We start from the raw sequence: 18,714 nt of genomic DNA, 5'->3' as shown, positions 1-18,714 counted from the left end.
GAGAACAAATAGGGATCGGAAGCGAAGGCATGGCAAGCATACTTGTTGCCGAGGACGATGACGGCGTGCGCCTCCTGGTGTCGCGCGCGCTTCGTCTCGAAGGCCACGAGGTCGTCGCCTGCGAGGATGGCGAGATCGCTCTGGAGCGACTTCAGGAGGATGGCGGCGCCTATGATCTGGTGCTGTCGGACATCCGCATGCCGTCCATGACCGGCATCGAGCTCGCCCATGCGGTGGCGAGCGAATGGCCGTCCCTGCCCGTTCTCCTAATGACGGGCTATGCCGAACAGCGCGAAGCAGCCGAGGATCTCGCCCGCATCATCGTCGGCGTCATCGACAAGCCCTTCACCATCACGGTGATCCGCGAAGCCGTGGCGCAGGCGCTGTCCGAGCGCTTCGAAGAGCCGATGCGCCGCTACGCCTGATCCTCGAATCAGGCGCCCCCGCCCTTCCGCAAGACGTCGACCATGGCGATCCCGTCCGGGCTCGCCCATTCGGCCGGGCCGGTGATGGCGGCGCGGGCGCAGCCCTCAGCATCCACGAGCAGGCTGACCGGCAGTCCGATGGTGAGGCCCTTGGTTTTCAGATCGGTGAAGACCCCCATGGTCTCGTCGCGATAAAGCGGCAGCGCCGTCAGGTTCGTTTCGGTGTAGAACGCCTTCGGCTTGTCGCCGTCGCCGAGATCCACATTGATCGGCACCACCGCGAAGTCCGCCCCGCCCTTCTGCCGCTCCAGGGCGTCGAGGGCCGGCATCTCGGCGCGGCAGGGCACGCACCACGTCGCCCAAAGGTTCACCAGCATCGCCTTGCCGGAATAATCGCCAAGGCTCTTCGGCAGACCGCCCGCGTCCTTGAAGGCGATGGCGCGCGCGTCGAAGGGCTCGTCCAGCGCGTGGACGGCGGCGACCTCGCCGCGCGCCGCCGCGTTCACCGCATCCGCGAAGCCGGGCGCGGCCGGACAGTTCGCGGCGCTCGCCTTGCCGGAACCCGTTCCCCCGACGTATACGGCAAGGGCACCCGCGACCCCGCCGGCGAGAAGCGCGATGGCGGCGATGGAGGCGACCCGGCGTTTCGGCTTTTCTGGCCGTTTCCCGTCAAGCATGTTCTAGCGAATCCTTCGAGTGGACTTCATGGACGAGACCCAAAGGCCCGCCGGCAACGAGATGTGGGGCGGACGCTTCGCCGCAAAGCCCGCCGCCATCATGCAGGAGATCAACGCCTCCATCGACTTCGACAAGCGTCTTTACGCCGAGGACATCGCCGGCTCCAAGGCCCATGCCGCGATGCTCGCCGCACAAGGCATCATTTCCGCCGCCAATGAGGCCGAGATTCAGCGTGGCCTCGACCTCGTCCTCGGCGAAATCGAGGCGGGCAAGTTCACGTTCTCGCGCGAGCGCGAAGATATTCACATGAATGTCGAAGCGCGCCTCGCCGAGCTGATCGGCCCGGCCGCCGGCCGTCTCCACACGGCGCGCTCGCGCAACGATCAGGTGGCGCTCGACTTCCGCCTTCATGTGAAGCGCGCCTTCCAGGAAACTGAAAGCGCGCTCGTCCGGCTGATCGAGGCCTTTCTCGACCGCGCTGAAGAACATGCCGAGACGGTGATGCCGGGCTTCACCCATCTGCAGGTCGCCCAGCCCGTGACCTTCGGCCACCACTGCCTCGCCTATGTCGAGATGTTCGCGCGCGACCGTTCGCGCTGCCGCGACGCGCTTGCGAGGCTCGACGAATCGCCGCTCGGCGCGGCCGCCCTCGCCGGCACGCCCTACCCCATCGACCGGCACCAGACGGCCGCGACCCTCGGCTTTTCGAATGGCCCGACGCGCAACTCCATCGATTCGGTGTCGGACCGCGACTTCGCGCTGGAATACCTTTCCACCGCCTCGATTCTCGCGACGCATCTGTCGCGCCTCGCCGAGGAGATCGTGATCTGGTCGACGCCGCAATTCGGCTTCGTGCGCCTGTCCGACGCCTTTTCCACCGGCTCCTCGATCATGCCGCAGAAGAAGAACCCGGACGCCGCCGAACTCGTGCGGGCGAAGGCCGGCCGCATCACGGGCGCGCTCGTATCGCTCCTGATGGTGATGAAAGGCCTGCCGCTCGCCTATTCCAAGGACATGCAGGAAGACAAGGAACAGGTCTTCGACGCCATCGATTCGGTCGGCCTGTCGCTGGCCGCCGCCAGCGGCATGGTGCGCGACATGACGGTCGACAGGCAAGCCATGCGCCGCGCCGCCGGCCACGGCTTCTCCACCGCCACCGACCTTGCCGACTGGCTGGTGCGCGAAGCGGGCCTGCCTTTCCGCGAGGCCCATCACGTCACCGGCCGCGCCGTGGCGCTCGCAGAATCCTCGGGCGTCCGCCTGGAGGAACTGCCGCTCGACGTCCTGCGCGGGCTCCATCCCGGCATCACGCAGGGCGTCTTCGACGTGCTTTCGGTGGACGCTTCGGTGAAGAGCCGCCGTTCCTTCGGCGGCACGGCGCCCGAAAATGTCAGGCGCGAAATCGCGGAATGGCGGACCCGACTGGCGGCGAAGTGATTTTCGTCGCGCGACAGGCTATGAAGGCGGCAGGGGCCGAGGGTGAACGATAGATGCGAAGCGGAATGAATCGGATCGGGCTGTCGATCGTCGTCGCGCTGACTGCCGCCACGGTGCTGGCCGGTTGCGGGCGCAAGAACCTGCCCGTCGCGCCGCGCAGCGTCGCCTCGCCGGTGGGCGCGGCCGGCTCCACCGACGAGAACTCGCCGCAGAGCCTCGGCAACTTCCAGCGCTCCAACCGCGTCACCTCGTCGGGCGGCGACGATCTTCGCATCCTGCCGGCCGAAGTCGCCAAGAATCCCGGCGCGTCCAAGCGCCCCTTCCTGCTCGATGGCCTTTTGAACTGACGCCATGCACCATTTCGACTATCGCGACGACGTGCTCCATGCCGAGGACGTCGATCTTGCCCGGATCGCGGACAGCGTCGGCACGCCCTTCTACTGCTATTCCACGGCGACGCTGACCCGCCATTACCGCGTCTTTGCCAAGGCTTTCGGCGATATCGACGCGCTCGTCTGCTACGCGCTGAAGGCCAATTCCAACCAGGCCGTGATCCGCACGCTGGCCGAGTTTGGAGCCGGCGCGGATGTCGTGTCAGGCGGCGAACTCCAGCGCGCGCTCCAGGCCGGCATTCCGGCGGAGAAGATCATGTTTTCCGGCGTCGGCAAGACCGCCGACGAGATCGACGCCTCGCTCCAGGCGGGCATCTTCTGCTTCAACGTCGAATCGGAACCCGAACTCGAACTCCTGTCGCAGCGCGCCGTGGCCTTGGGTCGCGAAGCGCCAGTGTCCTTCCGCATCAACCCGGATGTGGATGCCCGCACCAACGCCAAGATTTCCACCGGCAAGAAGGGCGACAAGTTCGGCATCGCCTTCGAGCGCGCGTTCGCCGTCTATGCGCGGGCCGCCGCCCTGCCGGGCATCCGCGTTTCCGGCATCGACATGCATATCGGCTCGCAGATCGTGGATCTCGAGCCCTTCGACCGCGCCTTCGCACGCCTTGCCGATCTGGTGAAGAACCTTCGCGCGGCCGGCCACGACATCCATCACGTCGATGTCGGCGGCGGGCTCGGCGTGCCTTATCGTCGCGACAACGAGCCGCCTCCGCTGCCCGACGCCTATGCGCAAGTCGTGAAGCGCCATGTGCGCGACCTCGGCTGCCGCGTGGTGTTCGAGCCCGGCCGCTTGATCGTCGCCAATGCCGGCATTCTCGTGTCGCGCGTGATCTACGTGAAGGAGACGGAGACCAAGACCTTCGTGATCCTCGACGCGGCGATGAACGACCTGATCCGCCCGACGCTCTACGACGCGTGGCACGACATCCTGCCCGTCCGGCGCGGCGAAGAGGAGTTCGTGACGGCCGATGTGGTCGGGCCGGTCTGCGAGAGCGGCGACTTCATGGCCAAGGACCGGCAGATGCCGCGCGTGAAGGCCGGCGATCTCGTCGCGCTGATGACGGCCGGCGCCTATGGCGCGGTGCAGTCCGGCACCTACAACACCCGCCCGCTGGTCGCCGAGGTTCTGGTGCATGGCGGCGAGTTCGCCCTCGTGCGCCCGCGCCAAAGGATCGAGGATCTGATCGGCCTCGACCGTCTGCCGGACTGGCTGGCGGGCGCGGCATAGCGTCCGAGCACACGAGCTTATGATCCACCGAGGCCGCTCAATCCGGCTCGGCGCCTCGTCTTCGCCTCAAAAGCTGCTAGGCTCCCCCTTCGAATGAACGGGGAAGACCGGCGGATGGAACGCGACCCGCACAAGGCACGGGCCGATCGCGCGGACCGGTGGAACGGCAAGCGGCGGGCGGCACGCGCCGCCTTGGCGCTGGAAGCCGTGTGGCCGACCGTCTTCGCGCTTCTTTGCCTCCTCGCGCTGTTTCTGGCCTTCGCCTGGTTCGGCCTGTTCGAGCGGCTGGGCGCCTTCAGGCTCGTCCCCCTCGCCCTTTTCCTCGGCGCGGCCCTCTGGATTCTCTGGCAGGCGCGCCGCATTCGCCTGCCCGGCCGGAACGCGGCGGAAGCGCGGATCGAGGAAGCCAACGACCTGTCGCACCGCCCCTTGCGCACGCAGGGCGACAGCACGGCGGAAGGCGACGACCCCTTCGCCGCCGCGCTGTGGCGCGAGCACCAGCGCCGCATGGCGGACAAGCTCCGCACCCTGAAACCTGCGCGACCCCATGCGCGCACCGAGCGGCTCGACCCCTTCGCGTTTCGCGCCGTCGCCGTTCTGCTTCTGGTGTCCGCTTTCGCTTATTCGCTCGGTTCCGGCGGCGGCCGGGTTGCCGACATCTTCGCCCTGCCCGCCGCCCCGACGCGGATCGCCGCCCGCGTCGATGCCTGGGTGACCCCGCCCTCCTATACCGGCCGCCCGCCGGTCTATCTCACCGGGCAGAACGCCGTCGCGAACGAAGGCGCGGTGAACGTGCCGGCCGACAGCGTGCTTTCGGTGCGCTTGTCGGACGCGTCAAACGCGAGCCTCAGCTTCACGCCCGAGGGCGGCGCGAAGGAAACGGTGCCGCCGGAAAGCGCAGGCGAACCGGCCGTGCCCGGCGCAGCACTGAGCGATGCCCCCGCCGCGTCGTCCGCGCCGGCTGCCGGTGCCTATGAATTCCCCTTGCGCGCCAACGGGCGCGCGGAACTCTCCACCACCTTATCGACGCTCGGCGCCTGGAGCTTCGCGGTCACGCCCGACAGCGCCCCGACGATCGCCTTCGCCGGCGAGCCGATGCGCGCCCGCTCGGGCGCGCTGAACCTGTCCTACACGGTGTCGGACGATTACGGCGTCGTGGAAGCGCGTGGGCTCATGAAGCTGCACGACGCGCCCGCCATGGGCGCTCGGCCGCTGTTCGAGCCGCCGGCGATCAAGCTTTCGCAGCCGCGCCGCCGGGGGCCCGAACAGGTCGGGCGCACCTCCAGCGACCTCACCGAAAACCCCTATGCGGGCTCCACCGTCGATCTGACGCTCGATGCCCGTGACGAAGCCGGCCAAACGGCGCAGACGCCGCCCAAGACCATCGTTCTGCCCGAGCGCGCCTTCCGCAACCCGGCCGCGCGGGCGGTGATCGAGCAGCGGCGCATGCTCTCGCTCGACGCCAACAACGCAGCCAAGGTCGTCGGCCTGATCGATGCGGTGGCCTTTCGCGGCGAGGATTACGGCGTTTCGCCCGGCGATTATCTGGCGCTTCAGGCCGTCCGCAGCCGCATCGCGAATGCCGAGAACGACGACGAGCTTCGCTCGGCCGTGGATTTCCTGTGGCGCATCGCCTTGGGCATGGAGGACGGCAACCTGTCGGATGCCGAAAAGCGCCTGAAGGATGCGCAGGACGCCTTGTCGGAAGCCTTGAAGAACGGCGCTTCGGACGAGGAGATCGACAAGCTGATGGCCGAGATGCGGCAGGCCATGCAGGAATATATGCGCGAACTCGCGGAGCTGATGAAGAACCGCCCGCCCGTCAACCAGCAGCAGCTTCAATCCGGCAACATGCAGGAGATCCGCCCGCAGGATCTCGACCGGATGATGAACCGCATCGAGGATCTGGCCAAATCCGGCTCGCGCGACGCCGCGCAGCAGCTTCTGGCCGAGATGCAGGAGATGATGCAGAGCCTTCAGGCCGCCCGTCCCATGCAGGGGCAGCAGCAAGGCGACGCGCAGAACCCGATGCAGCAGCAGATGGACAAGCTCGGCGAGTTGCTGCGTCGCCAGCAGGACCTGAAGAACCAGACCTTCAATCTCGACCGCCAGCAGATGCAAAGCCAGGAAGGCATGGATGGCGGCGAGATGCAGCCGCCCGGCACGGAAGGGCAACAAGGCGGCGGCCAGCAGCCGATGAGCGAGGAGGAACTCCAGCGCCAGCTCGGTGAACTTCAGAAACAGCAGGGGCAGCTTCAGAAGGATCTCCAGGCCTTGCAGGAAGCCTTGAAGGGTATGGGCATGGAGCCTGGCGAAGGCTTCGGCGATGCCGGCAAGGCCATGGGACAGGCCGAGGGCGCTCTCGGTGAAGGCCAGAACGGCGAGGCCGTCGGGCGTCAGGGCGAGGCGATGGAAGCGCTGCGCCGCGGCGCGCGGGACATGATGCAGCAGATGCAGCAGGCCATGGGCCAGGGCGAAGGCCAGGGTCAGGGCCAAGGCCAAGGCCAGCAGGGCCAGATGAACGGCGGCTACGGGCGCGGCGAGCAGCGCTCCGACCGCGACCCGCTCGGCCGGCCGCGCTCGACGCAGGGGCCGGATTTCGGTCAGGAAACGGAAGTGCCCGACGAGATCGACACGCAGCGCGCCCGCCGCATTCTGGATGCCATCCGCAAACGCCTCGGCGACCGGTTGTCGCCGCAGATGGAGCGTGAATATCTGGAACGCTTGTTGAAGACGCCGTGACGATGGCGGGGTGGCCTATCCGGCTGCCCTGCCCTTCCGGGCTTTGCCGTCAGCGGGTCGGGACGGGCGTTTCGCCGCGATAATCGTAGAAGCCGCGACCGGTCTTGCGGCCGAGCCAGCCGGCCTCGACATATTTCACGAGAAGCGGGCAAGGCCGGTATTTCGAGTCCGACAGGCCGTCATGCAGCACCTGCATGATCGACAAGCAGGTATCGAGGCCGATGAAATCGGCAAGCTGCAGCGGCCCCATCGGATGGTTTGCGCCGAGCCGGAGCGACGCGTCGATCGACTCCACCGAACCGACGCCCTCGTAGAGCGTGTAGACCGCCTCGTTGATCATCGGCACAAGGATGCGGTTGACGATAAAGGCCGGAAAATCCTCCGACACCGTCATGACCTTGTCGAGCGAGGTCACGAAATTCTTGGCGGTCTCGAAGGTGTCGTCCTCCGTGGCGATGCCGCGCACGAGTTCCACGAGCTTCATCACCGGCACCGGATTCATGAAATGAATGCCGAGAAAGCGTTCCGGCCGGTCGGTGGCGGCGGCAAGCCGCGTGATGGAAATGGAGGAGGTGTTGCTGGCGAGGATCGCGCCGGGTTTGAGCGAAGGGCAGATCGCAGCGTAGATCTTGCGCTTCACCGCCTCGTCCTCGGTGCCGGCCTCAATCACCAGATCGGCCTGCCCGAGCGCCGCCGGCTCGGTGGCGGTTCTGATGCGTGCCAGGGCGGCGTCGCGGTCGGCGCTCGTAATCTTGCCCGACGTGATCTGCCGGTCGAAGGATTTCGCGGCGGTGGCGAGGCCCTTTTCGGTGCGGTCGGCCGAAATATCGTAGAGGACGACGTCGTAGCCCGAAAGCGCGGCGGCGTGGGCGATGCCGGACCCCATCTGGCCGGCGCCCACCACTCCAACCGTCGAGATCCCAGTCGTCATACTATCCGCTTTCGCGCCGAACCGGCGCGCCCCGCTTTCTTGATTGTGGGCACACTTGTCGGACGGATCGCCGCACCGTGTCAAACCAAACTGGAATTATTCGAAGTCAGCGGCTGGCGCCAGGAACCCAAAGGACGTCGGCCCTGCCCTCGTCGTTGGCGATGCGCGCGGCGACGAAGAGATGATCCGACAAGCGGTTGACGTAGCGCAGCGCCGGACCGGACACGATCTCGCCTTCCCCCTTCGACAAGGCGACCATCAGGCGTTCGGCGCGACGTGCGATCGTGCGCGCCAGATGAAGCTGCGCGGCGGCCGCGTAGCCCGCCGGGAGGATAAAGGATCGCAAGGGTTCTAGGCGCGCATTCATGGCGTCGATCTCCGCTTCAAGGCGCTCGACTTGGCTATCCACGATCGCGAGCTTCTCGTAGGGCAGAGGCTCGCCGGTTTCGGGCGTCGCGAGATCGGCGCCGAGATCGAAGAGATCGTTCTGGATGCGCGACATCGCCGCGTCGGCCTCGCCCGACAAGGACAGGCGCGCGATGCCGATGGCGGCGTTGGTCTCGTCCACCGTGCCGATGGCCTCCAGGCGAAGGTCCGACTTCAAGCGCCTCGGGCCGCTCGCCAAGCCCGTCGAGCCGTCGTCGCCGGTGCGGGTATAGATGCGATTGAGCTTCACCATCGGCTTGTTTCCCCTCAAGAACCGTTGGATCGCGCGATGAGGATCGCGATGACGATCGCCAGGATCGCCAACCCTTGCAAAAGAACGCGCGCCCGCATCAGGCGCTGGGACGTGTTTCCCGGCCCGTTGCGCATCATGTTGAGGAGGCCGGCGAGAAGCACCGCGGCGACGGCCGCCATCAGCGCGAGAGCCAGAAAGGACATGAAGCCGGACATGGACGAGCTCCGTTCGAGGACCGGGATATAGGCGCGGGAAAACGGAAAATCAGACCTCGGCGGGCGCGGAAACGATCCGCTCCCTGCGGCGGCGCGTCGCCACCGCGACGCCGATCCCCGAAACGAGAAGGCCGGCAAGCTGGATCGGCAGCAACGCTTCCCCGAACAAAACGAAGGCCATCACCGCCGTCGTGCCGGGCACGAGGTAGAGAAGCGAGGAAACCCTCGCGATCGCGCCTTCGCGGATCATGAACAGGAGAATGAACACTGCGCCGATGGAAAGGCCGATCACCAGCCAGCCGAGCGACAGAACGAAGCCGAGCGTCCATTCCACGTGGCGCGTTTCGAGAAGAAGGGCGCAGATGGTGGCCGGCACGAGGGCGCCCGCATATTGGATGGCCGTGCCGGTGACGAGATCGACCGTGCCGACGAAGCGCTTCTGCCACACCGTGCCGACCGAGATCGCCACCATCGCGCCGAAGGCGGCGAGAAGCGGCACGGTCTCGAAGGTGTTCGTGCCGACGAGCCTCGGCTCCAGCACCAGCGTCACCCCGACGAGGCCGAGCACGAGACCGAACCATTGCCGGGGGCTGACGCGCTCTCCCAGCATCCCGCCCGCCAGAAGCGCCGTCAGCAAGGGTTGGAGACCGGCGACAAGCGCCACGATGCCCGCCGGCAGGCCGTGACGAACCGCGAAGAACACGCCGCCGAGGTAAAGCCCGTGGATCAGTGCGCCGGCAAAGGCGGCATTCAGGGCTTCCCGCCGGCCCGGCCAGCGCGCGCGCCTCAAAAGCGCGACGGGCGACAGGAGCATGAGCGCCAGAACGAAGCGCAGCACCAGAAAGGTGAAGGGCTCGGCATGCGGCATGGCGTAGCGCGCGCCGATGAAGCCCGTGGACCACAGGAGCACGAAGAGAGCGGGGATCGCGGGAAGCAGGCGGCGCATGGTGCCGCTATAGGCCCGAACGGCTGCGCCTCATAGCCCGACCATGCGCGCGATATCGTGGGGTTGAAGTCCCGCCTCGCGATAGGTGCGAAGCGCTGTGTCGCCGTGGCTCTTGGAAAGCTTGCGCCCGTCGTTTCCCAGAACCAGATCGTGGTGGCGCCAGCGCGGCGCCGGCAGTCCCAAGAGCGCCTGCAGGACACGGTGCACCGAGGTGGAGGGCAAAAGGTCGCGCCCCCGCACCACCTCCGTCACGCCTTGAAGGGCATCGTCCACCACGACGGACAGGTGATAGCTCGTCGGCACGTCCTTGCGGGCGAGAACCACATCGCCCCACAGCGCCGGCTCTGCCTCCACTTCCACGCCTTCGTCATCCGGCGACAGGCCCGCTTCCTGGAAAGTCAGCAGCCCCAGCCGGTCGAGCGCTCGGCGCATGTCGAGCCGCCACGCGAAGGGCTCGCCCGTCGCGATGCGCGCTTCCCGCTCGTCTTCGCTTAAGGATCGGTCGAGACCAGGATAAAGCGGCGCGCCATCGGGATCGCGCGGCCAGGGCCGGCCTTCCGTTTCCTCGAAGCGCGCCGCGAAGGCCTTCACCTCGCCGCGTGTCATGAAGGCCGGATAGACCAGCCCCTCCCCCGCCAGAGCGTCGAGAGCGGCGCGATAATCGGCGAAATGCTCGGACTGCCGGCGCGGCTCCTCGTCCCAGTCGATCCCGAGAAAGCGGAGATCGTCGACGATGCTCGCTTCGTACTCGCGGCGGCAACGCTCCGTGTCGATATCCTCGAAGCGAAGGAGAAACCGCCCGTTCATCGCCCGCGCCAGCGAGTGGTTCAAAAGCGCGGAACGGGCGTGACCGAGATGGAGTTCGCCATTCGGACTCGGGGCGAATCGAAAAACGGGTTGCATAAGGCAGAGCCAAGCGCCGATCCACGCCCCGGCGCAAGTCGGAACGAAGGCAGTGAGGCCAATGGGTGTCGCAAGGCAGGATATCGATCGCGGGATCGAGGCGCTCGTCGCGATCGACCCCCGCTTGAAAAGAATTGTGGACATCGCCGGCGAAGTGCCGACGCGAGACTCGACGCCCGGACTTCCCGGCCTCGTCGCCACCGTGATCGGCCAGCAGGTCTCGACCGCGAGCGCCCGCGCCATTCTCGGCCGGTTCGCGGCCCGCGTGGACCTGTCGGACGCGCGGGCGATTCTGGCGGCCCCTCCCGAAATCTTCCGCCAGGCGGGCCTCAGCCGGGGCAAGGAGCGAACCGTTCTCGCGATGGCTGAGGCCGTGGTGGAGGGCCGCCTCCATCTCGACCGCATCGACGCGATGCCGGCGACAGAGGCCGTTGCGGAGTTGAAAAGCCTATACGGCATCGGCGTTTGGACCGCCGAATGCTACCTTCTCTTCGCCGCCGGCCATCCCGACATCTTTCCCGCCGGGGACCTCGCACTTCAGGTCGCCGTCGCCCATGCCCTCAATGAGCCCGAACGGTTGAAGGAAAAGCCCCTCGCCGACATGGCACTGCGATGGAGCCCGCATCGCTCCGTCGCCGCCCGCCTTTTCTGGAGCTACTACCATGCGGTGACGCAGCGTGACGGCGCGCCTACCGAACGGGAGTCGCAAGCGATTACCCAAGCCGCTACCGCCATTTGCGTGGAAAAGCCCGGCCACATAAGCCGCAGCGCCCCAGGCTTCACAAAGGCGACATGATAGGACACCATAGATTCCAGACAGTTGAAGCGTGGTGTGTGAAGAGGAGTTCGGGCCTTGACGATCGCAGTCGCACAGCAACTTCAGCCGGCGCTCGTTCTGAATGCCGACTTCCGTCCACTGAGCTACTATCCGCTGTCGCTGTGGAGCTGGCAGGACGCGATCAAGGCCGTGTTCCTCGACCGCGTGAACATCCTCGCCGAATACGAGCAGACGGTGCGTTCGCCGACCTTCACGATGCGCGTGCCCTCCGTGGTGTGCCTGAAGTCCTATGTGAAGCCGGCGCGCTATCCCGCCTTCACTCGCTTCAACGTGTTTCTGCGCGACCGCTTCGAATGCCAGTATTGCGGCTCGCCGCACGAACTGACCTTCGACCACGTCGTTCCGCGTTCCAAGGGCGGCCTCACGACCTGGGACAACGTCGTCGCCGCCTGCTCGACCTGCAACCTCAAGAAGGGCGGGCTGATGCCGGAAGTGGCGGGCATGATCCCGCACCAGAAGCCGTACCAGCCGACAGTCCACGATCTGCACAACAACGGACGGCTGTTTCCGCCGAACTATCTGCACGATAGCTGGTTGGACTACCTTTACTGGGATTCCGAGCTCGATCCTGAATAAGGGCTCAACGCGCGTCCCTGCGCCCCCCAAGGGCGGCGAAGAAGGCGATGCAAGCCAGGATCAGGGAAGCGACGGCGTTCCAGCCGGCGAAGGACAGGCCGAGAAAGCGCCCTGCCGCCTGGTCGCAGGCCGGCGGGTGCACGCTGTCCAGCGTCGACAGGAGATCGCCGGTGAGGTCCGCGCCGCCGGCCATCGCGCAGTCGGTCGGCCCCGCCCACCAACGCCATTCGACGCCGGCATGGAACAGGCCGAGGTAGAGGCTCCACAGCATCACGAGCCCGATCAGAACCAGAAGCATGCGCACGACGCCCTTGGAAGCCCCATGACGGGCGAGCACGAAGGCTGCGGCCGAGATGCAGATCGCGACGTAGTAAGGCACGCGCTCCTTCAAGCAGAGCGCGCAGGGAATGTAGCCGAAGCCGTGCTCGAACAGGAGCGCGGTGCCGACCGTGACCGCGCTGCCGGCGAAAAGCAGCGCGGCGCCGAGCACCTGACGGGGCGCGCGATGCGCGATGGCCGGGCTGGCAGAACTCATTACCGTTTCCTCGTCGTCGGGCGGGCCGTCCGGCTCTCCTATCACCCGGCGCAAGCGCGCGGAAGAAATCGGAGCGAGGGCGGCCGGGAAACGGTGTGTCTTCGTTCTTCGATGTCACGCACTGGACAGAAGGCAGGCCCTCGTGGCATTGGCGGGAGGTGAAGACCTGAGAGCGCGCCGCCATGGCGCTTTCGGCACAAGCGGGCGTGGCGGAACTGGTAGACGCGCCGGACTCAAAATCCGGTTCTGGTGACAGAGTGTCGGTTCGATTCCGACCGCCCGCACCATCTTCCCCTTCATATCCTCAGCCCGCGAAGCCGCCGCCGTCGAGGAAGTCCTGTTCTTCTCTCGTGGTGGATCGTCCCAGAATCGGATTGCGATGCGGGAAGCGGCCGAAGCGTTGGACGATGTCGCGGTGGTCGATTGCGTGCGGCAGGTTGCCCGGACCGATCCGCTCCATCCAGCGCACGCAGTCTTCCTGATCCCCCAAATGCTCCGAGTGCATCAGCGGCATCGCGAGGAACTGGTTGATGTCGTCGCCGAGCCGGTCGGCATCGCCGCGATCCAAGGCCAAGCGCGCGATTGCGAGCGCCTCTTCGTCCGTCGCGAAGGCTTCGGGCGTGCCGCGATGGATGTTGCGGGAGAATTGATCGAAGATCAGGACGAGGGCCAAGGCCCCTTCCGGCGTCTCGGCCCAGCCATCGAGTTCGCCACGGGTGCCGCGTTCGAGAAGAGGGGCGAAGGAAACGCGAATCGCTTCGTCGAAGGCGGGGTCCGATTTGAACCAGCGCTCGGGGCCGGCGTCACGCCAGAAGCGTAAGATCGCTTGCGGATCGGCCGCGCTATCGGTCATGACTTCGCCTCGAAACGTTGAACCGGCGGTCAGCATAGAAGGGAGGCACGACTTGGAGAAGACATCGAGCGTGGACGCCCTTCTCGACCTGCGCGGGTTGCGCTGCCCCCTGCCCGTCCTCAAGACGGCCAAACGCCTCGGCGAATTGAGCCCCGGCGATACGCTCGTGGTTCTGGCGGACGATCCCCTTGCCGGTCTCGACATCCCGCATTTCTGCCGGGAAAGATCCCACGCCCTCCTTTCGGTGGAAGAGCAAGACGGTCACCGCCGCTTTACGATCCGGCGCGGAGACTGAGAGTGTCTGACAAAACCTCCGGGCGGAGGATGGCCGAGGGATTTTTGTCGGCCCGCGAGGCGCCAAACGCAGTCGATGCCGGCGGCATCGGCGGCCCGAAGGGCGGGCGAGACAAGTGGCTCGCCCCGAGGCAACGAAGCGGGCGGCAAAAAGAACCGGCCAGCCGACCCCACGAGGTATTGTTGGACACTCTAAGGCTTCAGCCGAGGCGAAAGCCCGGCACGGCGAGCGGGTTGTCGGTGAGCGCTGCCTGATCCGGCCTGTCGATGCGCGGATCGCCCGTGAAGGCGGCGAGAAGATCGCGCAGGTAGGCCTCGTCCAGCCCATCGCCGATTACCACGAGGCGCGTCGAGCGCGGGCCTTCTGCCGGCCACGTGGCAAGGCGCGCGGGCGGATGGAAGAAGCCGCGCACGCCGTGAAGAACGAGCGGCTGATCGGGATGCTCGCTCGTCTGGACGATGGCCTTCATGCGAAGCAGCCTGTCGCCCTGCGTCGCCCCAAGAATGTCGAGGAACTCGAACAAGGCCCGTTCCGGGATCGGCCGTCCGTGCTCGATGGCGATCGAGCGGATCGTGGATGCCCCATGGTGGTGGTGATGGTGATCCTCACCGCAATGGGCATGGTCGTGAGCGTCCTCTTCTTGGAGCCAGCGGCGCACCTCCACCGTCTTGGTTTCCGGGTCGAACAAACCGCAATCGAGAAGCGCCCTTGGTCCCGCTTCTCCCGATGAGGCATCGATCATCGTCCCGCGTGGGTTGATCGCCCGCAACGCGTCGCGAAGCGCGGACACCTTTTCGGGCGCCACGAGATCGGTCTTGGTGAGCACCAGCCGGTCGGCCACCGCCACCTGACGCCGCGCTTCGGCGTGATCGTGAAGATTGGCCGCGCCGTTCAGGGCGTCCACCACCGTCACGACGCCGTCGAGGGCGAAGGCCTGAACGAGCGAGGGATGGCCCATCAGAAGCGCCAGGATCGGCGTCGGGTCGGCAAGGCCCGTCGTCTCGATCACGACGCGCTTCAAGGGCTTCAGCTTCCCCGTCTGGATGCGGTCCACGAGATCGGCGAGCGTGTCGGCAAGGTCGCCGCGCACCGTGCAGCAAAGGCAGCCGCCGGACAATTCGATCATGCCGTCGCGGGCCGTCTCGACCAGAAGATGGTCGATGCCGATCTCGCCGAACTCGTTGACGATGACCGCCGTTTCCGTCACCGCCGGATCGCGCAGGAGCTTGTTCAGGAGCGTCGTCTTGCCCGCGCCTAGAAAGCCGGTGACGAGGGAAACGGGGATGGGCTGGAAAGCTGACACCATGGCCCGTCAGTTCGTCGCGCTGTCGCCGGTTTCGGCGGGCGTTCCGGCCGCCTCCCCTTCCACGAGGCCTTCCGGAGCCTGAACAGGCGGCGCGGCGTCGAGGGGCGTCCCGTCCGGCCCGATGGAGGGTGGCACGGCCGGCGGCGCGGATGGATCGGGCCGCGCGGTCGGGACCGGAATGCCATAAGCCGCGATCAGCGTCGCGCCAGCCTCGATGTCGCCCTTGGCGGCGGCGTTGCCGAGCGCGAGCGGCACCACGACGGGCGGGCGCTTCATCTCGTGGAGATAGGCCGAGCCGGAATTGTGCTCGGGCCGCTGGGCTTCCGCCTGGCGCTCCACCGCCCGCTCCTTCTGGCCTTGCGGCGAACAGATCTGCGCGGAAATGTCGGCGGGCGGCCCGGAATCCTCGGGCAGGTCGGAAACGAGCACGGTCTTCGTGGCGGGATCGGTGCGGAATCCTTCTTCCAGAATGTCGGCGATAATGCGGTCGCGCACGATCGGCCCGCTCGCCCCCAGCACCACGGCGACGAGCGTGCGCCCGTCCCGCGTCGCCGAGCCGACAAGATTGAAGCCGGAAGCGCAGATATAGCCGGTCTTCATGCCGTCCGCGCCGTCGTAGCGGCCGAGCAGCGGATTGGTGTTGCGGATCGTCGCCTTGCCGACCGAGATCGCTTCCGTGTCGAAGAAGCCGGTGAAGGTCGGAAACTCGGATCGGATGCGCGCGCCGAGAATCGCCAGATCCTTGGCGCTGGAATGCTGCCCTTCTCCCGGCAGACCGTTCGGGTTGACGAAATGCGTGTCCTTCATGCCGAGCGCAGCGGCTTCCTTGTTCATGCGGTCCACGAAGGCTTCCAGCGAACCCTCGCCCAGCGTGGTGCCGATCGCGACCGCCACGTCGTTGGCGGACTTCACCAGCAACATGCGCAGCGCCGCGTCGAGGCGCATCACCGAACCCGGCTGGAAGCCTATCTTGGAGGGCGGCTGCGAGGCGGCAAAGCGCGTCATCACGACAGGCGTGTCGAGGGCGGCCGTCTTTTCCTCCACCGCCTTCAAGGCGACATAGGCCGTCATCAGCTTGGTGGTGGAAGCCGGATACCAGCGCGCCGAAGCGTGGTTGGCAGCCAGCACCTTGCCGGTGGCGACATCCACCACGATGGACGTTTCGGCAAAGGCCGGCGCGGCCAGAAGCGTCGCCCCCGCGATCGCCGCCAGCCCGAACCTTGCCCTCAAGCGGATCGTCACGTCGAACATCCTTTTCCGATCAGCCAAATCGCCGCGCCGAATTCCACGGAGCCACTGCCCGCGATATAGGAAGGCTTGCGCGATTATCTCGCCTCTGTGACCTTGGCGTGGCAAGCGGCCCAGAGCGGCCGAGCCCTCGATATCTGGAGATACCGTGAACGGAGCGAAGCTCGATAAAGGCGATCCTTCCGAAATGGACGAGGTCGCCCGCTGGCGCCGGCATCTCCACGAGCGGCCGGAGCTTCTTTACGAGACCCACGAAACGGCGGCCTTCGTGGCAGAACGGCTCGCGGAATTCGGTTGCGACCGGGTGGAAACGGGCATCGGGCGCACCGGCGTCGTCGGCGTGATCGAGGGGCGGCTCGGAACGGGGCGCGGCATCGCGCTGCGCGCCGACATGGACGCCCTGCCGATCGAGGAGGAAACCGGCCTCCCCCATGCCTCGCGCATCAAGGGCCGGATGCATGCCTGCGGCCATGACGGGCATATGGCGATGCTGCTCGGCGCCGCAAAGCAACTCACCAGAAGCCGCGACTTCGCCGGCACGCTCGCGCTCGTGTTCCAGCCGGCCGAGGAAGGCGGCGCGGGCGCGAAGGCCATGATCGACGACGGCCTTTTCGACCGCTTTCCGGCCGAAGAAGTCTACGGCATGCACAACCTGCCGAACATGGCCGTCGGCCGCTTCGGCACCTGCCCCGGCCCGATCATGGCGGCGACCGACGAGTTTTCCGTTGCCATCGACGGCAAGGGCGGCCATGCGGCCATCCCGCAGCTCGTCGCCGATCCGATCCTCGCGGGTTCGGCCCTCGTCCAGGCGCTCCAGCAGATCGTGTCACGCAATGCCGACCCGCTCGATTCGCTCGTCGTGTCGGTCACGCAGTTCCATTCGGGCTTCACGCGCAACGTCATCCCGGAGGATGCGGTGGTGTCGGGCACCGTGCGCTCGCTGCGCGAGGAAATGCGGGTTCTGGCCGAGCGGCGCATCCGCGAGATCGCGATGGCGATCACGCAGGCTCATGGCACGAAGGCGAACGTGGACTACCGCCGCCATTATCCCGTCACGCGCAACGACCCGGACCGCGCCCGCTTCTGCGTGGAGATCGCCTCGGCCGTGGCGGGAGCGGAAAACGTTGAGGATAACGTGCGTCCCTTGATGGGCGGCGAGGATTTCGCCTTCATGCTGGAACGCCGGCCGGGCGCCTTCGCCTTTATCGGCAACGGCGATTCGCAAAGCCTCCATCATCCGCGCTACGAGTTCGACGACCGCGCCATTCCCTTCGGCGTTTCCTATTGGACACATCTCGTTCATCGAGCGCTCGCCGCGTGAGATCCGAGTTCGCTCCAAAGGCGCAGCGGCCTATCTGATAGAGCCATGACGCTCCGTCCCGCCCTTCGCCTCGCCCTTTCGCTCCTTCTCGCCGGCTTCTCGGCGGGAACGGCAATCGGGCAGGACTCGGACAAGACGGGCCGGCGCGTGCCGACGCCGGCCGAGGAGATCAGGGCCAGCGCGGGGCGCACCTATGGCGGCGAGCTTCAGGGCTTCGACTACCCCTATCCCGTTCAGGAGTTTCGCTTCGTGTCGCAGGGCTACGACATGAAGACCGCCTTCATGGACGTTCCCCCCGAAGGCGAGGCGAACGGGCGCACCGCCGTTCTTCTTCACGGCAAGAACTTCTGCGCCGCGACCTGGGAAGGCACGATCCGGTCGCTGGCGAAGGCGGGCTACCGCGTGATCGCGCCGGACCAGATCGGCTTCTGCAAGTCCACCAAGCCGCGCGGCTACCAGTTCTCGTTCAACCAGCTCGCCCTCAACACGAAGGCGCTCCTCGACCATCTCGGCATCCGGCGCGCCACCGTGATCGGCCATTCCATGGGCGGCATGCTGGCGATCCGCTATGCCCTCAGCTACCCGGACGAGACGGAGCAACTCGTTCTCGTCAATCCGATCGGCTTGGAGGACTGGCAGGCCAAGGGCGTTCCCTATCAGTCGATCGACGCGGGTTTCGACGCCGAGCGCAAGAGCAGTGCCGATTCGATCCGCGCTTATCAGCGTCAGTTCTATTACGGCGGCGCGTGGAAGCCGGAATACGACCGCTGGGTGGACATGCTGGCGGGCATGAATGCCGGCCCGGACGGCACGCTCGTCGCCTGGAACCAGGCGCAGACCTCGGACATGGTGTTCACGCAGCCCGTAGTGCGCGAGTTCGTGCGCATCGCCGTGCCGACGGTTCTCATGATCGGGCAGAAGGATCGCACCGCGCCGGGCGCGAACCGCGCGCCGAAGGAGATCGCCGAAACGCTCGGCGATTATCCGCGCCTCGGCAAGGCGGCGGCGGCCCTCATTCCCGGCGCGCGACTGGTGGAACTGCCGGGGCTCGGCCATTCGCCGCAGGTGGAAGCGCCGGCGGAGTTCGAGCCGGCGCTCCTGAAGGTTCTCAGCGAATAGCCTGTCTTAGAACCGGGGACAGAACCTAGCGGAGGAGGGCTGGG

General features: G+C 66.7%; 20 protein-coding genes and 1 tRNA gene. 11 read left to right on the top strand and 10 right to left on the bottom strand.

Features of this window, described 5'->3' with window-relative positions; genetic code table 11:
- Positions 1–29 precede the first annotated feature (29 nt).
- On the top strand, positions 30–425 hold the full coding sequence (locus F9929_RS03100) for a response regulator (protein ID WP_152045047.1): 396 nt from the start codon (positions 30–32) through the stop codon (positions 423–425).
- Between the two features lie 8 nt (positions 426–433).
- Here F9929_RS03100 and tlpA read toward each other — a convergent pair whose 3' ends face one another.
- On the bottom strand, positions 434–1,102 hold the full coding sequence (tlpA, locus tag F9929_RS03095) for a thiol:disulfide interchange protein TlpA (RefSeq protein ID WP_152045046.1): 669 nt from the start codon (positions 1,100–1,102) through the stop codon (positions 434–436).
- Positions 1,103–1,130: 28 nt separating this feature from the next.
- On the opposite strand from tlpA, the gene argH reads away from it, so the two are divergent.
- From argH to F9929_RS03075, 4 genes are all read left to right on the top strand, one after another.
- A complete protein-coding gene (gene argH / locus F9929_RS03090) occupies positions 1,131–2,540 on the top strand; it encodes an argininosuccinate lyase (RefSeq protein WP_152045045.1) in 1,410 nt (469 codons plus the stop codon).
- A gap of 65 nt (positions 2,541–2,605) precedes the next feature.
- On the top strand, positions 2,606–2,887 hold the full coding sequence (locus F9929_RS03085; RefSeq protein WP_152045044.1) for a hypothetical protein: 282 nt from the start codon (positions 2,606–2,608) through the stop codon (positions 2,885–2,887).
- A gap of 4 nt (positions 2,888–2,891) precedes the next feature.
- The gene (gene lysA / locus F9929_RS03080; RefSeq protein WP_152045043.1) at positions 2,892–4,163 is read left to right on the top strand and encodes a diaminopimelate decarboxylase; all 1,272 of its coding nucleotides are present in this window, start codon (positions 2,892–2,894) and stop codon (positions 4,161–4,163) included.
- A gap of 114 nt (positions 4,164–4,277) precedes the next feature.
- The gene (locus F9929_RS03075) at positions 4,278–6,905 is read left to right on the top strand and encodes a TIGR02302 family protein (protein WP_152045042.1); all 2,628 of its coding nucleotides are present in this window, start codon (positions 4,278–4,280) and stop codon (positions 6,903–6,905) included.
- A gap of 49 nt (positions 6,906–6,954) precedes the next feature.
- On the opposite strand, the gene F9929_RS03070 is transcribed toward F9929_RS03075, so the two are convergent.
- The 5 genes from F9929_RS03070 to gluQRS form a co-directional block, all read right to left on the bottom strand.
- Positions 6,955–7,836 carry a 3-hydroxybutyryl-CoA dehydrogenase gene (locus F9929_RS03070; RefSeq protein ID WP_152045041.1) on the bottom strand — a complete coding sequence of 294 codons (882 nt, stop codon included), beginning with the start codon at positions 7,834–7,836 and terminating at the stop codon, positions 6,955–6,957.
- Positions 7,837–7,942: 106 nt separating this feature from the next.
- Positions 7,943–8,515 (bottom strand): cob(I)yrinic acid a,c-diamide adenosyltransferase, encoded by a 573-nt coding sequence (locus tag F9929_RS03065; RefSeq protein WP_152045040.1) that lies wholly within the window; start codon positions 8,513–8,515, stop codon positions 7,943–7,945.
- Between the two features lie 14 nt (positions 8,516–8,529).
- The gene (locus tag F9929_RS03060) at positions 8,530–8,730 is read right to left on the bottom strand and encodes a twin transmembrane helix small protein (protein WP_152045039.1); all 201 of its coding nucleotides are present in this window, start codon (positions 8,728–8,730) and stop codon (positions 8,530–8,532) included.
- Positions 8,731–8,779: 49 nt separating this feature from the next.
- Positions 8,780–9,676 carry a DMT family transporter gene (locus tag F9929_RS03055; RefSeq protein WP_152045038.1) on the bottom strand — a complete coding sequence of 299 codons (897 nt, stop codon included), beginning with the start codon at positions 9,674–9,676 and terminating at the stop codon, positions 8,780–8,782.
- Between the two features lie 30 nt (positions 9,677–9,706).
- On the bottom strand, positions 9,707–10,579 hold the full coding sequence (gene gluQRS / locus F9929_RS03050) for a tRNA glutamyl-Q(34) synthetase GluQRS (protein WP_152045037.1): 873 nt from the start codon (positions 10,577–10,579) through the stop codon (positions 9,707–9,709).
- 61 nt (positions 10,580–10,640) lie between these two features.
- Here gluQRS and F9929_RS03045 point away from each other — a divergent pair, with 61 nt between their 5' ends.
- Both F9929_RS03045 and F9929_RS03040 read left to right on the top strand, forming a co-directional pair.
- Positions 10,641–11,375: a DNA-3-methyladenine glycosylase family protein gene (locus tag F9929_RS03045; RefSeq protein ID WP_152045036.1), complete on the top strand. Its 735-nt coding sequence runs from the start codon at positions 10,641–10,643 to the stop codon at positions 11,373–11,375.
- 57 nt (positions 11,376–11,432) lie between these two features.
- The gene (locus tag F9929_RS03040; protein WP_152045035.1) at positions 11,433–11,993 is read left to right on the top strand and encodes an HNH endonuclease; all 561 of its coding nucleotides are present in this window, start codon (positions 11,433–11,435) and stop codon (positions 11,991–11,993) included.
- A 4-nt stretch (positions 11,994–11,997) separates the two neighbouring features.
- Here the strand turns inward: F9929_RS03040 and F9929_RS03035 are convergent, their stop codons facing one another.
- Positions 11,998–12,528: a disulfide bond formation protein B gene (locus F9929_RS03035; RefSeq protein WP_152045034.1), complete on the bottom strand. Its 531-nt coding sequence runs from the start codon at positions 12,526–12,528 to the stop codon at positions 11,998–12,000.
- Positions 12,529–12,728: 200 nt separating this feature from the next.
- Here F9929_RS03035 and F9929_RS03030 point away from each other — a divergent pair.
- A tRNA-Leu gene (locus F9929_RS03030) sits at positions 12,729–12,815 on the top strand.
- Between the two features lie 17 nt (positions 12,816–12,832).
- On the opposite strand, the gene F9929_RS03025 is transcribed toward F9929_RS03030, so the two are convergent.
- A complete protein-coding gene (locus F9929_RS03025; protein WP_152045033.1) occupies positions 12,833–13,381 on the bottom strand; it encodes a DUF924 family protein in 549 nt (182 codons plus the stop codon).
- A 52-nt stretch (positions 13,382–13,433) separates the two neighbouring features.
- Between F9929_RS03025 and F9929_RS03020 the strand changes: the two genes are divergently transcribed.
- On the top strand, positions 13,434–13,676 hold the full coding sequence (locus F9929_RS03020) for a sulfurtransferase TusA family protein (RefSeq protein WP_235918965.1): 243 nt from the start codon (positions 13,434–13,436) through the stop codon (positions 13,674–13,676).
- Positions 13,677–13,875: 199 nt separating this feature from the next.
- On the opposite strand, the gene F9929_RS03015 is transcribed toward F9929_RS03020, so the two are convergent.
- Together F9929_RS03015 and F9929_RS03010 are read right to left on the bottom strand one after the other, a co-directional pair.
- The gene (locus F9929_RS03015; protein ID WP_152045031.1) at positions 13,876–14,982 is read right to left on the bottom strand and encodes a CobW family GTP-binding protein; all 1,107 of its coding nucleotides are present in this window, start codon (positions 14,980–14,982) and stop codon (positions 13,876–13,878) included.
- A gap of 6 nt (positions 14,983–14,988) precedes the next feature.
- Positions 14,989–16,233, bottom strand: coding sequence for a D-alanyl-D-alanine carboxypeptidase family protein (locus F9929_RS03010; RefSeq protein WP_235918963.1), 1,245 nt, complete (start codon positions 16,231–16,233; stop codon positions 14,989–14,991).
- 184 nt (positions 16,234–16,417) lie between these two features.
- Between F9929_RS03010 and F9929_RS03005 the strand changes: the two genes are divergently transcribed.
- Together F9929_RS03005 and F9929_RS03000 are read left to right on the top strand one after the other, a co-directional pair.
- A complete protein-coding gene (locus F9929_RS03005) occupies positions 16,418–17,551 on the top strand; it encodes a M20 aminoacylase family protein (protein WP_152045216.1) in 1,134 nt (377 codons plus the stop codon).
- A gap of 45 nt (positions 17,552–17,596) precedes the next feature.
- A complete protein-coding gene (locus tag F9929_RS03000; RefSeq protein WP_152045030.1) occupies positions 17,597–18,670 on the top strand; it encodes an alpha/beta fold hydrolase in 1,074 nt (357 codons plus the stop codon).
- The last annotated feature ends 44 nt before the right edge of the window (positions 18,671–18,714 follow it).

The sequence above is a fragment of the Aureimonas psammosilenae genome (assembly GCF_009176975.1).
Classification (GTDB): domain Bacteria; phylum Pseudomonadota; class Alphaproteobacteria; order Rhizobiales; family Rhizobiaceae; genus Plantimonas; species Plantimonas psammosilenae.
This window is presented reverse-complemented; position numbering and strand designations above follow the sequence as displayed.

Bases quoted from the DNA above. Each gene is read 5' to 3' on its own strand.
- F9929_RS03005 (WP_152045216.1), top strand. From the start codon at position 16,418: ATGGACGAGGTCGCCCGCTGGCGCCGGCATCTCCACGAGCGGCCGGAG.
- F9929_RS03070 (WP_152045041.1), bottom strand. From the start codon at position 7,836: ATGACGACTGGGATCTCGACGGTTGGAGTGGTGGGCGCCGGCCAGATG.
- F9929_RS03055 (WP_152045038.1), bottom strand. From the start codon at position 9,676: ATGCGCCGCCTGCTTCCCGCGATCCCCGCTCTCTTCGTGCTCCTGTGG.
- F9929_RS03060 (WP_152045039.1), bottom strand. From the start codon at position 8,730: ATGTCCGGCTTCATGTCCTTTCTGGCTCTCGCGCTGATGGCGGCCGTC.
- F9929_RS03045 (WP_152045036.1), top strand. From the start codon at position 10,641: ATGGGTGTCGCAAGGCAGGATATCGATCGCGGGATCGAGGCGCTCGTC.
- F9929_RS03065 (WP_152045040.1), bottom strand. From the start codon at position 8,515: ATGGTGAAGCTCAATCGCATCTATACCCGCACCGGCGACGACGGCTCG.
- F9929_RS03075 (WP_152045042.1), top strand. From the start codon at position 4,278: ATGGAACGCGACCCGCACAAGGCACGGGCCGATCGCGCGGACCGGTGG.
- F9929_RS03035 (WP_152045034.1), bottom strand. From the start codon at position 12,528: ATGAGTTCTGCCAGCCCGGCCATCGCGCATCGCGCGCCCCGTCAGGTG.
- argH (WP_152045045.1), top strand. From the start codon at position 1,131: ATGGACGAGACCCAAAGGCCCGCCGGCAACGAGATGTGGGGCGGACGC.
- F9929_RS03015 (WP_152045031.1), bottom strand. From the start codon at position 14,982: ATGGTGTCAGCTTTCCAGCCCATCCCCGTTTCCCTCGTCACCGGCTTT.
- F9929_RS03010 (WP_235918963.1), bottom strand. From the start codon at position 16,233: ATGTTCGACGTGACGATCCGCTTGAGGGCAAGGTTCGGGCTGGCGGCG.
- F9929_RS03025 (WP_152045033.1), bottom strand. From the start codon at position 13,381: ATGACCGATAGCGCGGCCGATCCGCAAGCGATCTTACGCTTCTGGCGT.
- tlpA (WP_152045046.1), bottom strand. From the start codon at position 1,102: ATGCTTGACGGGAAACGGCCAGAAAAGCCGAAACGCCGGGTCGCCTCC.
- F9929_RS03100 (WP_152045047.1), top strand. From the start codon at position 30: ATGGCAAGCATACTTGTTGCCGAGGACGATGACGGCGTGCGCCTCCTG.
- lysA (WP_152045043.1), top strand. From the start codon at position 2,892: ATGCACCATTTCGACTATCGCGACGACGTGCTCCATGCCGAGGACGTC.
- gluQRS (WP_152045037.1), bottom strand. From the start codon at position 10,579: ATGCAACCCGTTTTTCGATTCGCCCCGAGTCCGAATGGCGAACTCCAT.
- F9929_RS03085 (WP_152045044.1), top strand. From the start codon at position 2,606: ATGAATCGGATCGGGCTGTCGATCGTCGTCGCGCTGACTGCCGCCACG.
- F9929_RS03000 (WP_152045030.1), top strand. From the start codon at position 17,597: ATGACGCTCCGTCCCGCCCTTCGCCTCGCCCTTTCGCTCCTTCTCGCC.